This is a genomic window from Alkalibacillus haloalkaliphilus (assembly GCF_007991275.1).
Taxonomy (GTDB): Bacteria; Bacillota; Bacilli; order Bacillales; family Alkalibacillaceae; genus Alkalibacillus; species Alkalibacillus haloalkaliphilus.
The window spans coordinates 1-13,035 of the sequence record NZ_BJYA01000002.1; the positions used below are offsets into that span (position 1 = coordinate 1).

The 13,035-nt window shown below is 36.3% G+C and carries 14 protein-coding genes; 8 read left to right on the plus strand and 6 right to left on the minus strand.

What is annotated here, in order from left to right; genetic code table 11:
- Positions 1–141 precede the first annotated feature (141 nt).
- Positions 142–786, minus strand: coding sequence for a YktB family protein (locus AHA02nite_RS02655; protein WP_146814131.1), 645 nt, complete (start codon positions 784–786; stop codon positions 142–144).
- A gap of 153 nt (positions 787–939) precedes the next feature.
- Between AHA02nite_RS02655 and AHA02nite_RS02660 the strand changes: the two genes are divergently transcribed.
- Complete coding sequence (locus tag AHA02nite_RS02660) at positions 940–1,740, plus strand: inositol monophosphatase family protein (RefSeq protein WP_146814133.1); 801 nt, start codon at positions 940–942, stop codon at positions 1,738–1,740.
- Positions 1,741–1,777: 37 nt separating this feature from the next.
- Here the strand turns inward: AHA02nite_RS02660 and AHA02nite_RS02665 are convergent, their stop codons facing one another.
- The gene (locus AHA02nite_RS02665; RefSeq protein WP_146814135.1) at positions 1,778–1,963 is read right to left on the minus strand and encodes a DUF5325 family protein; all 186 of its coding nucleotides are present in this window, start codon (positions 1,961–1,963) and stop codon (positions 1,778–1,780) included.
- 127 nt (positions 1,964–2,090) lie between these two features.
- Here AHA02nite_RS02665 and AHA02nite_RS02670 point away from each other — a divergent pair, with 127 nt between their 5' ends.
- Positions 2,091–2,432: a YlaH-like family protein gene (locus AHA02nite_RS02670; protein ID WP_146814137.1), complete on the plus strand. Its 342-nt coding sequence runs from the start codon at positions 2,091–2,093 to the stop codon at positions 2,430–2,432.
- A gap of 43 nt (positions 2,433–2,475) precedes the next feature.
- Here the strand turns inward: AHA02nite_RS02670 and AHA02nite_RS02675 are convergent, their stop codons facing one another.
- The gene (locus AHA02nite_RS02675) at positions 2,476–2,679 is read right to left on the minus strand and encodes a YlaI family protein (RefSeq protein WP_146814138.1); all 204 of its coding nucleotides are present in this window, start codon (positions 2,677–2,679) and stop codon (positions 2,476–2,478) included.
- Between the two features lie 161 nt (positions 2,680–2,840).
- On the opposite strand from AHA02nite_RS02675, the gene AHA02nite_RS02680 reads away from it, so the two are divergent.
- Positions 2,841–3,101, plus strand: a complete 261-nt coding sequence (locus AHA02nite_RS02680) for a hypothetical protein (protein ID WP_146814140.1) — start codon at positions 2,841–2,843, stop codon at positions 3,099–3,101.
- A 79-nt stretch (positions 3,102–3,180) separates the two neighbouring features.
- Here AHA02nite_RS02680 and AHA02nite_RS02685 read toward each other — a convergent pair whose 3' ends face one another.
- Both AHA02nite_RS02685 and AHA02nite_RS02690 read right to left on the minus strand, forming a co-directional pair.
- On the minus strand, positions 3,181–3,780 hold the full coding sequence (locus AHA02nite_RS02685; protein ID WP_146814142.1) for a YhcN/YlaJ family sporulation lipoprotein: 600 nt from the start codon (positions 3,778–3,780) through the stop codon (positions 3,181–3,183).
- A 69-nt stretch (positions 3,781–3,849) separates the two neighbouring features.
- Positions 3,850–4,326 carry a molybdopterin-binding protein gene (locus AHA02nite_RS02690; protein ID WP_146814144.1) on the minus strand — a complete coding sequence of 159 codons (477 nt, stop codon included), beginning with the start codon at positions 4,324–4,326 and terminating at the stop codon, positions 3,850–3,852.
- Between the two features lie 110 nt (positions 4,327–4,436).
- Between AHA02nite_RS02690 and glsA the strand changes: the two genes are divergently transcribed.
- The 3 genes from glsA (at position 4,437) to pyc (ending at position 9,399) form a co-directional block, all read left to right on the plus strand.
- Complete coding sequence (glsA, locus tag AHA02nite_RS02695; protein ID WP_146814146.1) at positions 4,437–5,366, plus strand: glutaminase A; 930 nt, start codon at positions 4,437–4,439, stop codon at positions 5,364–5,366.
- Positions 5,367–5,451: 85 nt separating this feature from the next.
- Positions 5,452–5,739: a YlaN family protein gene (locus AHA02nite_RS02700; protein ID WP_146814148.1), complete on the plus strand. Its 288-nt coding sequence runs from the start codon at positions 5,452–5,454 to the stop codon at positions 5,737–5,739.
- 216 nt (positions 5,740–5,955) lie between these two features.
- Positions 5,956–9,399: a pyruvate carboxylase gene (gene pyc / locus AHA02nite_RS02705; protein ID WP_146814150.1), complete on the plus strand. Its 3,444-nt coding sequence runs from the start codon at positions 5,956–5,958 to the stop codon at positions 9,397–9,399.
- An 81-nt stretch (positions 9,400–9,480) separates the two neighbouring features.
- On the opposite strand, the gene AHA02nite_RS02710 is transcribed toward pyc, so the two are convergent.
- A complete protein-coding gene (locus AHA02nite_RS02710) occupies positions 9,481–10,404 on the minus strand; it encodes a COX15/CtaA family protein (protein ID WP_146814152.1) in 924 nt (307 codons plus the stop codon).
- 347 nt (positions 10,405–10,751) lie between these two features.
- Between AHA02nite_RS02710 and cyoE the strand changes: the two genes are divergently transcribed.
- Entirely contained in the window at positions 10,752–11,690 is a 939-nt protein-coding gene (gene cyoE, locus AHA02nite_RS02715; protein WP_146814153.1) for a heme o synthase, read from the plus strand.
- 104 nt (positions 11,691–11,794) lie between these two features.
- The gene (gene coxB, locus AHA02nite_RS02720; protein ID WP_146814155.1) at positions 11,795–13,009 is read left to right on the plus strand and encodes a cytochrome c oxidase subunit II; all 1,215 of its coding nucleotides are present in this window, start codon (positions 11,795–11,797) and stop codon (positions 13,007–13,009) included.
- Positions 13,010–13,035 lie beyond the last annotated feature (26 nt).

Consider the following 13,035-nt stretch of genomic DNA (forward strand, 5'->3'; position numbering starts at 1 on the left):
CCCACGCACTGCGGGGTCTCACCCTTGCCTTTGCTCCCACAGGAGTCTACGCATTTTGATTCCGCTAATTTTCTGTTCAACTAAAAGGAAAGGCTGATACTTCGTGTTTCTACCACACTTCAACGCTTTTGTCTCAGCCACTTATGACACATTTTGGACTTGTTTCGTTAAGTTATAAAGACTCATTACTGTTTCAAATGTTTCTTCGCAAGCTTTAATAAATGTTTCACCATGTTGCAAGCGTTCATCATGACGATCAAATGTTTGGCCACAAAGGATCTCGGCTTTTTTGACATTTTCTAGTCGATCGACAAGTTCATCAAATTGTCCATTTCTCATATCAACATGTGAAATAGTTTCAGGCTTCATGTGGTCTTTAGACCAAACGAAATGATCTGGAATATGACTTAATATTTCTTGCTTGTTGTTTTTTAATTGTCTTGCGAAGTCGCCTTTAATAGGACTTTCATAAATGACAGCGAACCAAACAAAGACATGTGATTCCCACATACCAACTTGGAAGTGTGGTAACTTTTTATAGCCGCGTTTATTGCTTGCTAACGCTGCCCACGTATCGTTAGGTGGGTTTGTTTTACGACGAGCATGTTTGGCAACGTGGACAAACATTTCATCGCCAGCTAATGAAGATACAGTTGGTTCAACCGTTTCAGCAATAGCTTGCAATTTCGGCGATACACGACTTTTTAGTTCAGTCATACGTTCATCTAGTCCATCAATTGTAAATACATCGAAGTCAGCTTGTTCAAATCCTCGGAAAGTCGTCATAAAATCGCTCCTTTATTAAATTGTTATTATTATTACTTTAAACATATTCTAACATAAAACGACAGCTAGCACTTAATAAGATACATGGCGAAACATAGTACTATTATAATCGTTAAATACTATTGTAATCATAGAAAAGGGGTTACTTATAATATGAGTCATCAATCAGTGGAAGAAATTAAGGCAAGCGCAATACAGTGGATTAAAGAAGCTGGTGAATTAATCAAAAGTCATATGAAAAAGCCATATGAAGTTGATACTAAACAGGACCGCAAAGACTTAGTGACAGAAGTTGATCAAAAAACTGAACAATTTTTTATTGATAAAATCCTTACTCAATACCCTGATCATCAAGTGCTAGGTGAAGAAGGAATGGGGGATGAGGTTCAATCTTTAAATGGTGTTGTTTGGATTATTGATCCAATCGATGGCACGATGAATTTTGTACATCAAGAACGCTTTTTTGCTATTTCAATCGGTATTTATTTTGATGGTATAGGTGAAATTGGTTTAATTTATGACGTGATGGATGATGTTTTATATGAGGGTGTTAGAGGAGAAGGTGCTTTTAAAAACGGAAAACAGTTAAATCCAATTGATCCTGATAAGCATTTAGAAGATGCTTTAATTGGTCTTAATAACTCTTGGGCAATACCAAACCGTAAACTAAATGAAGAAAAAATTCATGATCTTGTTAGAAAAGTAAAAGGAACGCGGTCGTATGGTTCGGCAGCTTTAGAATTCGCTTTTATTGCAGAAGGTATTATAGATGCCTATATTACGATGCGTTTAGCGCCGTGGGATATTGCAGCAGGAATGATTATCGTTAATGAAGTTGGTGGCATTACGACGCGTGTAGATGGTACAGACGTTAATATGTTAACTGGTAACACCGTCATTTGTGCCAACAAAGCGATTCACCATGAGCTACTTGATTTCATTGAAACGAAATAAAAAAAGCGCTTATCCTTATTAGGAAGCGCTTGATTCATTATTCTTCTTCGTGTTTCTTTTGATAGTCACTTTTTAACTTAAAACCGACACCCATTAATGCGAATCCAGCGAAGAGGAATAGAGCGAATAGTTCATAGCTACGATAACTAATAACAATAGCTGAAGCGATAAAACATGCTACTACAGCTATAGCTAATAAAAGCATCTTAATTTCATGTTTCATTATCTTCACCTCATCAATTTAAGTGTACATGATGTGACAAAATTTGAAAACATTCATTTTATATATGGCGTTAATTTTTTCATTTTAGTATGATGATAAAGGAGCGTAGTTATAGAGGAGGAAGGATATGGATACAGAATCAGTACAAGCGGCTGAACAGCATTTTAGTTTTGCACCTATTGAGAAATATTTTCTCGTAGATATAGGTGGGACAACAGGATTTTGGTTGTTGTTTTTAACGATCGCTGTTTTTGCAGTCATCACATATAAATTAGGTTTTGCCAAGCAGTTGCCAGTACTTAAGTCATTAGTCGTTTACATAATGCTTGTTATTGGTTGTTTCTTATTAATGTTATTTGCGATTTTCTCACTACCAATTGTTGAAGTTTTAATCATTATCTCATTAGTATTAGGGATCTATAGGTTTAGACTACATCGAGAGAGAAAAGAACAAGAAGCTAGTAGTTAATAAAAGGCTGTCCTCATACTTATCGTGTATGAGGGCAGCCTTTTTATCTAATGTAATCTTCAGTTTGTTCTTCTTTATATAAGTTAAAGTTGGCACTTTGTTTGCGTTCATGGGTTTTATCTGAGATGCGCTCAGAACATTCGTCACATAAATAGGACATCTTGCGCTTTTTGCGTAATTGTTTAGCTAATAACGAATAAGCTTCGATTTTGTCTACACGGTCACATAAAATACATTTTGCGCGCAATAGTTTCACCTCTTCTTTAATAACGTACTGTTTTCTGACATTGTAACATGTTTTAAGTTTGTTTGGGAAAGAGGTTATATGTTTTAAACTGTACAAAACGGGAATGACATTAATAAGTAAACAAAAACTTGGAGTACATATTACTCGAGGAGGGCATTGATATGGCAAAGAAGCTAATTTTATCATCAGTGGTAGCTGCAGGAGCAGCATTGACGTCATATGTATTAATTGATGAAAATAGACGAAATGAAGTAAAGCAGAAAGTGAAACAAGTTAAAGAGTCGTTTAATGGTAATGATACTAACTTGCCTATAGAAGAAGCAGGAAACCCTGAATTAGATGATATTGAAAACTCTGATATGGTTGCTGAAGGTTCACAATTTGGCGTTCAATATTATAATGAAATGAAAGAAGAGAAGTAAATAAAAACCCGAACGAATTCAAATTATGATTCGTTCGGGTTTTGTGTATTACACTAGTTCAGACTTTGTCTCTTTCAACTTAATTAGATTCAATTTCTTCAGGGTCTACTTCATGGTCAAATTCTTGTTCTTGTCGTTCTTGTTCATTTTCAATTCTATCCTCATAAGGTGCAGCAGGACGTTGGTCGGTTGGAGGGGTTTCAGGAACATAACGCCCGACTAAGTTAGCAATTTCATCAACAATTACGTGTCTTGCGCGACCTTCTTGAATTCCTCTGTTAATTTCATTTAAGCGTGAAACTACATCTCCATCAGCCATTACGAAAGCATAATGACCGTATGGGTCGTCTTTAATCGCCTCAGCAACTGTGTATTTAACACTACCAACACGTGAGCGATCTAAATCGTCAGTTACATCAATCCCAACGACTGTGTATGAACCGAAAACTACTGCCGTTGCACGCTGTACTTCATTAACATCAGAAGCAATTCGTGATAATCGTTCTGCTGCCTCCATGTTTGTATGTTGACGATCTTGTTCAATTTCTGAATCTTGAACTTGGATAATATGGTCATTGTTAATGTCATCGTTAAGATTTTGATTATTTTGGCCTTGTTGAGCGCAAGCTGTCATCAATAGAAAAGTTAAAGCGGTAATCGTTAAAAGTTTGTATCGCATAAAGAAAAACTCCTTTTTACCTTATTTTTGCGGTAAAAAAGAGTTTTTATGATTAGTAAATATAGTTAATTATACGATGGATATTTTTTCGACACCTTTAAAAGGCGCATCTTTATTGGATCCGTCATTTAAAATAACATGAATTGGACCATCTTCTGTTAATGGTTTTCCATCAAGTGCGAATAATAAATACGATTGTTCTAACTGATCAAGTGAAATTGTTTCATCACCATCAGTTGTATGTAAGATCGCTTCTTTAGCATCACCGCTTGGTTCGCTATTTTTTAGGAAGTGATGTAGCGGCATTACATAACTGTTTTCTAGTACTTTCTTGCGATTATAACGAGTTACACTTTGATTAACCGGTGGCCTTAATTTTTGTTGATATTCATTACGGTCCCACACTTGTTGTTGGTCATTCTCAGAGTCTTCATTGTCAGAAACACCGAAAGCCTCATTTAACTCAATTTTGCGATCATCAAATATCCATACGGTTGGATCTAATGTGATAGGAAAGCCAACATTACCTTGAATTTGTACGATCATATTTTAGTACACCTCTTTCTGGGAAAAATACTTATAAAAAGTAATTAAATTTTAACATGCATTGTAATTATATCGAAAAATAATGCTAAATGCATTAAGGAGAGATGATAATGTCACTAATGACGGCAAAAGATTTAGATTATTGGCTTGAGCATGTGCGAATTTATGCGAATAACGGTGAAGTAGCTGATTACATCCCAGCACTTGCCAACCAGCAACCCGAAATTAATGCGGCTGCTTTTTATGCTTTAAGAGGTGAGTGCTATACTGCAGGACAGTTTGAATACACATTTACGATACAAAGTATATCCAAGGTGTTGTCTTTAGCATTAGCTTTAATTCAACATGGTGAAAATGCTGTTTTTTCTAGAGTAGGAAAAGAGCCATCGAGTGATCCGTTTTACTCGATAAGAAAATTAGAATTAGAAGATCCGGGTATTCCTTTAAACCCAATGATTAATGCTGGTGCCTTATCGGTTACGAATATGATTAGAGGTCGAGATTCAGATGAGATGGTCAATGAATTATTAACACTAATTAGAAGGTTGTGTGATGATGAGACAATCTCATATGATGAGAAAGTTGCTAAATCTGAAATGGAAACAGCATTTCTAAACCGTTCTTTGGCCTATTTTATGAAACAAAATGGAATTATAACCGGTAGTGTTGAAGAACTAATGGATGTTTATACGAGACAATGCGCCATTAAAATGAACGTTAAACAGCTTGCACGTGTAGCGGCTGTATTTGCAAATGATGGTAGGGACCCTGTCACTTACAAGCCGTTGATCCCATTAACTGTTGCGCGTATTTGTAAGACGTTTATGGTTACGTGTGGTATGTATGACTATTCTGGAACGTTCGCAATTAATGTAGGTATACCAGCAAAAAGCGGTGTTTCTGGAGCGATTATGGGAGTAATAAAAGAAGAAGGTGGGATTGCTGTATTCGGACCAGCTTTAGATCAACAAGGAAACAGTGTAGTCGGTATACGCTTATTAGAGAAATTAGCAGAAGAGAAGCGCTGGTCAATTTTTTAAAGAAACAATTAGATGATTTGCATTTTAGCCAGTTACAAGATAATATAATAAAATAGATAGGATTAATAGGTGAGGGGGAATTCTCATGTCATCCAATGTAGCGCTTGAAGAAAATGAACAAGCACTCGCCCTCTTAAAGGCAGATGCGGATAAAATATTACAACTGATTAAAGTGCAAATGGACAATTTAACGATGCCTCAATGTCCTCTTTATGAAGAGGTTTTAGATACACAAATGTTTGGACTATCTCGTGAGATTAATTTCGCCGTACGTCTAAATTTAATTAAAGAAGATACAGGCAAAGAAATTATGGAAAACCTAGAACGAGAATTAAGCGCATTACATGAAGCTGCACAAGCTCAAAAATCATAAGTCAACTCAAACTGATGAACAACTCATTAGTTTGAGTTTTTTTGTTTAAGTAAACAATAAGTTGAAATGATAAAATTAGACAAAAACCACATTTTATTGTAATCTAAAAAATATTCAGACAATAAAAATGAACCATTATTCATTTTTGTGAAGGAATTTGTTTAAAAAAGTAGAATTATATTTTGTGGGTGGAATTACACGAATGGAGGTTTTAACATGGCAGAAATCAAACCATTTAACAAAGTATTAGTTGCAAATCGCGGTGAAATAGCGATTCGTGTCTTTAGAGCCTGTACTGAAATGAACATTCGTACAGTAGCAATTTATTCTGAGGAAGACACTGGTTCGTATCACCGTTATAAGGCAGATGAATCTTACTTAATTGGTCAAGGTAAAAAACCAATCGATGCTTACTTAGACATTGAAGGAATTATTGAATTAGCTAAAGAAGTAGAAGTAGATGCGATTCACCCAGGATATGGATTTTTATCCGAAAATATTGAGTTTGCAAAACGATGTGAAGAAGAAGGTATTACGTTTATTGGGCCTTCCAGTGATATGCTTCATACGTTTGGTGACAAAGTTAGAGCGCGTGAAGCGGCGATTCGAGCAGACATTCCTGTTATTCCAGGAACAGATGGACCAGTTTCGTCTATAGATGAAGTCGAACAATTTGTTGATCAACACGGCTTACCAATCATGATTAAAGCAGCTTTAGGCGGCGGCGGACGTGGTATGCGTATAGTACGTTCACGAAGTTCTTTAAAAGACTCATATGATCGTGCGAAGTCAGAGGCGAAAGCTGCTTTTGGTAATGACGAAGTGTATGTTGAGAAATTAGTTGAGAAACCAAAGCATATTGAAGTACAAATTTTAGGTGACAATGATGGAAATATCGTTCACTTATATGAAAGAGACTGCTCTGTTCAAAGAAGACACCAAAAAGTAGTAGAAATTGCACCAAGTATTTCTTTAGATGAGAAGCAGCGTGAAGAAATTTGTGATGCAGCGGTCAAACTTATGGATTCAGTGGATTATATTAATGCAGGAACTGTAGAATTCCTTGTTACAGAAGATGAGTTCTTCTTTATTGAAGTGAATCCACGTGTACAAGTAGAACATACGATTACCGAAATGATCACAGGTGTAGATATTGTCCAGACACAAATTCGTATTGCGATGGGGCATACACTACATAGTCATGAAGTAGGAATCCCTAAGCAAGATGAAGTGAGAACTCATGGTTATGCGATACAATCACGTGTAACGACAGAGGATCCACTTAACAGCTTTATGCCTGACACAGGTAAAATTATGGCTTATCGTACTGGTGGCGGCTTCGGTGTTCGCCTTGATGCTGGTAACGGTTTCCAAGGAGCTGTTATTTCACCTCACTACGATTCGTTATTAGTTAAAGTTTCTACTTGGGCGTTAACGTTCGAACAAGCTGCACACAAAATGGTGCGTAACTTAAAAGAGTTTAGAATTCGTGGAATTAAAACCAACATCCCATTTTTAGAAAATGTTATTTTACACAATGACTTTATTAACGGATCTTACAATACGACGTTCATTGATTCAACGCCAGAACTGTTTGTATTCCCTAAAAGACATGACCGTGGTACAAAATTATTATCCTATCTAGGTTATACGACGGTTAATAGTCCAGCAGCTACCGGAGTTGAGAAGAAGCCACTTTACCCAGAACCAAGGCTACCGGAAGTAGGGAAGCACTCGGAGTTTGATCATGGGACAAAACAATTGCTAGATGAAAAAGGGCCTGAAGCGGTCGCTGCTTGGCTTAAAGAGCAAAGAGAAGTGTTATTAACGGATACGACATTCCGTGATGCACACCAGTCTCTTTTAGCTACACGTGTTCGTTCAAAAGATTTATATAAAGTTGCAGAACCGACGGCAAAACTGTTACCAAACTTATTTTCTGTAGAAATGTGGGGCGGTGCAACTTTCGACGTATCCTACCGTTTCTTAAAAGAAGACCCGTGGGAGCGACTACAAGTTTTACGTAAAAAGATGCCAAATGTATTGTTCCAAATGTTATTACGTGCTAGTAATGCAGTAGGTTATAAAAACTATCCAGACAATGTCATTGAAGACTTCGTAGAGAAGAGTGCAGAAGCAGGCATAGACGTGTTTAGAATTTTCGATAGCTTAAACTGGATTGAAGGCATGAAACCAGCCATTGAAGCTGTGCGTAAGCAAAATAAAATTGCAGAAGCATCAATATGTTATACAGGCGATATTTTAGACCCTAAACGTGATAAATATGATTTAGACTATTATGTCAGAATGGCAAAAGAGCTAGAAGCATGTGGAGCACACATTTTAGGTATTAAGGATATGGCTGGTTTACTAAAGCCAGAAGCGGCTTACAAGCTAATTAAAGCATTAAAAGAAGAGGTTTCAATTCCAATCCACTTACACACGCATGATACAAGTGGAAACGGAATTATGATGTATGCTAGAGCAGTAGAAGCAGGAGTAGATGCAGTAGATGTAGCGGCTAGCTCTATGGCTGGTAATACGTCACAACCGAGTGCCAATAGCTTATATTATGCTTTAGAAAATAACGACAGACAACCACAAGTCGATATTGAATCATACAATTTACTTGCCCGTTATTGGGAAGATGTTCGTCAATATTATAACAACTTTGAAAGTGGCATGAATGCGCCACATCCTGAAGTGTACTTCCACGAGATGCCTGGTGGCCAATATAGTAACTTGCAACAACAAGCAAAAGCAGTAGGTCTAGGTGAACGATGGGATGAAGTAAAAGAAATGTATCGTACAGTTAACGATATGTTTGGAGATGTTGTTAAAGTTACACCATCTTCAAAGATCGTAGGAGATATGGCCTTATTCATGGTTCAAAATGACTTAACAGTGGATGATGTATATGAGAAGGGTGAGTCGTTAGATTTCCCTGATTCTGTTGTTGAGTTTTTCCAAGGATATATCGGACAGCCGTATCAAGGGTTCCCGAAACAATTGCAGCGTATTATATTAAAAGGGCGCCAAGCGATCGAAACACGACCAGGTGTCGAGTTGAAGCCTGTCAACTTTGAAGCATTAAAAGAACAGCTTTACGAAAAGTTAGATCGCCAAGTAACGCCATATGAAATTATTTCATATGCCCTTTATCCAAAAGTATTTTTAGATTATCAGAAGTTTGTGGATCAATATGGTGACATTTCCGTGTTAGATACACCAGCTTTTTTACACGGCTTAAGGCTAGGTGAAGAAATAGCAGTTGAAATCGAGCAAGGTAAGACGCTAATGGTCAAGCTCGTTTCAGTTGGAGAAGCACAAAAAGATGGAACACGTGTCGTTTACTTTGAATTAAATGGTCAACCGCGTGAAGTAATTGTTCGAGATGAAAGTGTACAAGATGTTACTTCTAGTCGAGTGAAAGCAGATGACCAAAACCCAAGTCATATTGGTGCATCAATGCCTGGTACAGTCGTTAACGTACTAGTAAAAGAAGGTGAACAAGTTAAGAAGAATGATCACCTTATGATTACTGAATCAATGAAAATGGAAACGACGATCCAAGCGCCATTTGACGGTAAAGTTAAACAAATCCATGTTCGAGATGGAGAAGCGTTAGAAACAGGGGATTTACTCATAGAAGTTGAATAAATAATAAACACCAACCTGTTTCGACGGTTGGTGTTTATTATGAAAAAAGGTGCATAAACTTAAGTTTATGCACCTTACTTATTACTCTTCTTCTTTTTTTGCAACTCTTAATGCAAGCATTATTAAGTAACATAGTAATGCGAAGAAAAGCGAAATCATGATAGCGTGCATTAGAGCAATTACAGGATTTAGAATAGTAATAATAATCAATGCACCTAAAACGACTTGCGAGAAGATTAATAATGTTGCAATTAACCATCCATTAATAAGGAACTTTTCATGGCGATGATTCTTATATATATGAATCAATAAGCCAACTACCCAAATAAATAGTATTCCTGCTAATACTCTATGTCCCATTTGGATCCCTTGTTCAAGTGAATAAGCCCCAATGTTGAAAGGTTGATCGTTAGAACAAAATGGCCAACCACCACAGACTAAGCTTGACTGTTTATGTCTAACTAATGCACCAGTGTAGACGACTACCAATGTATAAACAAACAAACTATAAAAATGAATCCTAATACTTTTCGGTATGTTTATTGCAGCGGTATTAAAAGTTTCATCCAAGTTAAAGATAATGGTAGCTAGTAAAAATACTGACGCAAACGAAATTAATGATATACCAAAATGCAATGCTTTTATTAAGTCAGATTGATCAAATAGAACAGCTCCTGCACCTAATAGTGATTGGATCACAATGAAAATCAATGTAACGATTATTAAAAACTTAGTTTCTTTTACATGACGGAAGTGTTTCCATGCTTGATAAGACAATAAGAGAATAATAATAATCGCTAAACCAGACACTAAACGGTGACTGTACTCAATAATAAGTTCCAAATTTATGTTAGAAGGGATAATTTGGCCATGGCATAAAGGCCAGCTGCGGCCACATCCTAATCCTGAGTCAGTCTTGGTTACAAGAGCTCCTCCGACTAAAACGAACAGCATAGAGATTACTGATACGATTGCAGTAACTTTTGGGTGGAATAATTTTTTCATTTTCTATTTACACCTCACCTTTGCCTGAGAAGCTTCTGTATACATCTTAATATAGAATGACTATAACCGAAAATATATTTCGTTACAAATTTATAACAATTAATTGAAAGAGGAAAGTTTTAATTAAGAAAAAATGTTTTATAGTTACATAAATGACGGGAATATGCTAATTTATTCTTTGAATATATTTCTCACATTTTTTTCACATATTCTTCACAACTTAATCCTTTTTATATGATTAAATAGATGTGTAGGTAATTACATGGTACAATGTCTATGTAAATAAAATTTAAAATTCTACAAAATATGACTTTATTATATATGGCTGAGAGGAAGGTCGAAACAGTATGAGTGAGCCACGCTCTTTTGGAACGACAACAACAAAGATAGTGGATAGTCCTCAAACCAATCTTAAAATGTTATGGACTGATTTTCTTGCATTGATTAAAATTGGTATTATCAATTCTAATTTAATGACGACATTTGCTGGTTTTTGGTTGGCATTATATTTTACGAATCAAAGTCCGTTAACCCATTGGCAGTCTTTCGTCCTAGTTATGTTAGGAACAGCATTAGTGATAGCTGGTGGATGTGTTATTAATAACTATTACGATCGCGATATTGATTTTAAGATGTCTAGAACAAAGGCACGTCCAACAATAACGGGGACTATACCTTTACCTGTAATATTAGGTTTAGGTACTGCATTTACAGTTATAGGGTTGATCACATTATATTTTGCCTCACCAGTAGCAGCGTTGTTTGGCTTTATTGGTTGGGTATTCTATGTATGGTTGTATACAATGTGGTCAAAGAGAAAATATACAATTAATACAGTAGTTGGTAGTTTTTCTGGAGCTGCTCCACCTTTAATTGGTTGGGCAGCAGTTGATAGCACTTTACATCCTGCTGCTTTTGTATTATTTTTGATTATGTTCTTATGGCAAACGCCACACTTTTTGGCTCTTGCCATTCGTAAGAAAGATGAATATTCAAAAGCAAACATCCCGATGTTACCATCTGTTCATGGTAATGGCATTACAAAACGACAGATGTTCATATATACTATTTGTTTATTACCGCTACCGTTTTATTTCTTTTCACTTGGTACGGCATTCATCATTTTTGCAACATTATTAAACGTAGGGTGGTTAGCATTAGCTGCTTACGGTTTCAAAATGAATGATGATGATAAATGGGCAAAATGGATGTTTATTTATTCACTTAATTATTTAACACTATTTTTTATTGGATTGGTTGTTGCAACAATCCCATCATTTCTGTGATTCAATTAAGAAGAAGCATGCTTGATTACTTCTTCTTAATTAATGAATAAAATATGCTCTATGCATAACAACAATGAACTAAGAGAAAGAGAGGTATCGAGAAAATGAAAGGCTGGATGACTCGGTTTAAAGCAGTAATGGCTTTAACTGTAATGGCCCTAATCCTTTCAGGGTGTGGTGAACCGTTCTTAAGTACACTACAGCCTAGAGGTGAAGGTGCTGCAATGTTATTAGAATTAATTATTCTAAGTACAGTCATTATGTTATTTGTATTTGTAGTTGTAATGGCAATCTACATATACGTAATAATTAAGTTCCGTCAGAAAAAAGGACAAGAAGATTTCATTCCTAAGCAGACGGAAGGAAGTCATGCTCTAGAGACTTTATGGACTGTCATTCCTATTATTTTACTATTAATTCTAGCAGTACCAACCGTTCAGTACACGTTTGCTTTCGCTGATGTAAATACTCCGGAAGTAAGCGAAGAGGGAGAAGAGTTAGATCAAATTTGGATCGATGTAACTGGTAAACAATACTGGTGGCATTTCGAATATGAAGGTTTAGACGTAACTACAAGCCAAGAGATCTACATCCCGACTGATCGTCGCGTATACTTATCAATGATTTCTGATGATGTAATCCACTCATTTTGGGTTCCATCTATTCAAGGTAAAATGGACGTAAACCCTACAGGTAACCGCAATGAAATGTGGCTCCAAGCAGATGAAGAAGGCGTTTACTGGGGTAAATGTGCTGAATTATGTGGTCCATCTCACTCATTAATGGACTTTAAAGTTATAGCAGTAAGTCCAGGAGAATTTGAAGAGTGGGTTGAAGACATGCAAGGTGTGACAGGTGAAGAAGAGCCTGAAACAGCTACAGCACAAGCAGGTCAAGAAATTTATGAAGAGAACTGTTTGTCATGTCACGCAGTTGGTTCATCTCCAAACAAAGTTGGACCAAACTTAACGAATTTTGCTGATCGAGATAAGTTGGCTGGCGTATTTGATATGACAGAAGAAAACTTATTCGAGTGGATTGATACTAAAGGTGAAGAAATGAAACCAGGCAACTTAATGGTTGATGCACCTTATGATTTAAATGAAGAAGAAATTAATCAAGTTATTGAATACTTAATGACTTTAAGTCCAAGTGACGTAACGCCAGAAAGTGCTGACAATGGCGTTTACATCGATTCAGATTTAAGTGACTTATTCCCTGAAGAGGAAGAGGATGCTGATGAAGAGTCTGAAGAAGATGATGAAGTAGACGAAGACGAAGAAACAGATGAAGAAACAGACGAAAATGATGAAGAATAATATTTAAGCATTATTGATTAAGGGAG

Excerpts from the sequence above, each read along its gene's own strand:
- AHA02nite_RS02655 (WP_146814131.1), bottom strand. The coding sequence starts at position 786 with ATGACGACTTTCCGAGGATTTGAACAAGCTGACTTCGATGTATTTACA.
- AHA02nite_RS02660 (WP_146814133.1), top strand. The coding sequence starts at position 940 with ATGAGTCATCAATCAGTGGAAGAAATTAAGGCAAGCGCAATACAGTGG.
- AHA02nite_RS02665 (WP_146814135.1), bottom strand. The coding sequence starts at position 1,963 with ATGAAACATGAAATTAAGATGCTTTTATTAGCTATAGCTGTAGTAGCA.
- AHA02nite_RS02670 (WP_146814137.1), top strand. The coding sequence starts at position 2,091 with ATGGATACAGAATCAGTACAAGCGGCTGAACAGCATTTTAGTTTTGCA.
- AHA02nite_RS02680 (WP_146814140.1), top strand. The coding sequence starts at position 2,841 with ATGGCAAAGAAGCTAATTTTATCATCAGTGGTAGCTGCAGGAGCAGCA.
- AHA02nite_RS02685 (WP_146814142.1), bottom strand. The coding sequence starts at position 3,780 with ATGCGATACAAACTTTTAACGATTACCGCTTTAACTTTTCTATTGATG.
- AHA02nite_RS02690 (WP_146814144.1), bottom strand. The coding sequence starts at position 4,326 with ATGATCGTACAAATTCAAGGTAATGTTGGCTTTCCTATCACATTAGAT.
- glsA (WP_146814146.1), top strand. The coding sequence starts at position 4,437 with ATGTCACTAATGACGGCAAAAGATTTAGATTATTGGCTTGAGCATGTG.
- AHA02nite_RS02700 (WP_146814148.1), top strand. The coding sequence starts at position 5,452 with ATGTCATCCAATGTAGCGCTTGAAGAAAATGAACAAGCACTCGCCCTC.
- pyc (WP_146814150.1), top strand. The coding sequence starts at position 5,956 with ATGGCAGAAATCAAACCATTTAACAAAGTATTAGTTGCAAATCGCGGT.
- AHA02nite_RS02710 (WP_146814152.1), bottom strand. The coding sequence starts at position 10,404 with ATGAAAAAATTATTCCACCCAAAAGTTACTGCAATCGTATCAGTAATC.
- cyoE (WP_146814153.1), top strand. The coding sequence starts at position 10,752 with ATGAGTGAGCCACGCTCTTTTGGAACGACAACAACAAAGATAGTGGAT.
- coxB (WP_146814155.1), top strand. The coding sequence starts at position 11,795 with ATGAAAGGCTGGATGACTCGGTTTAAAGCAGTAATGGCTTTAACTGTA.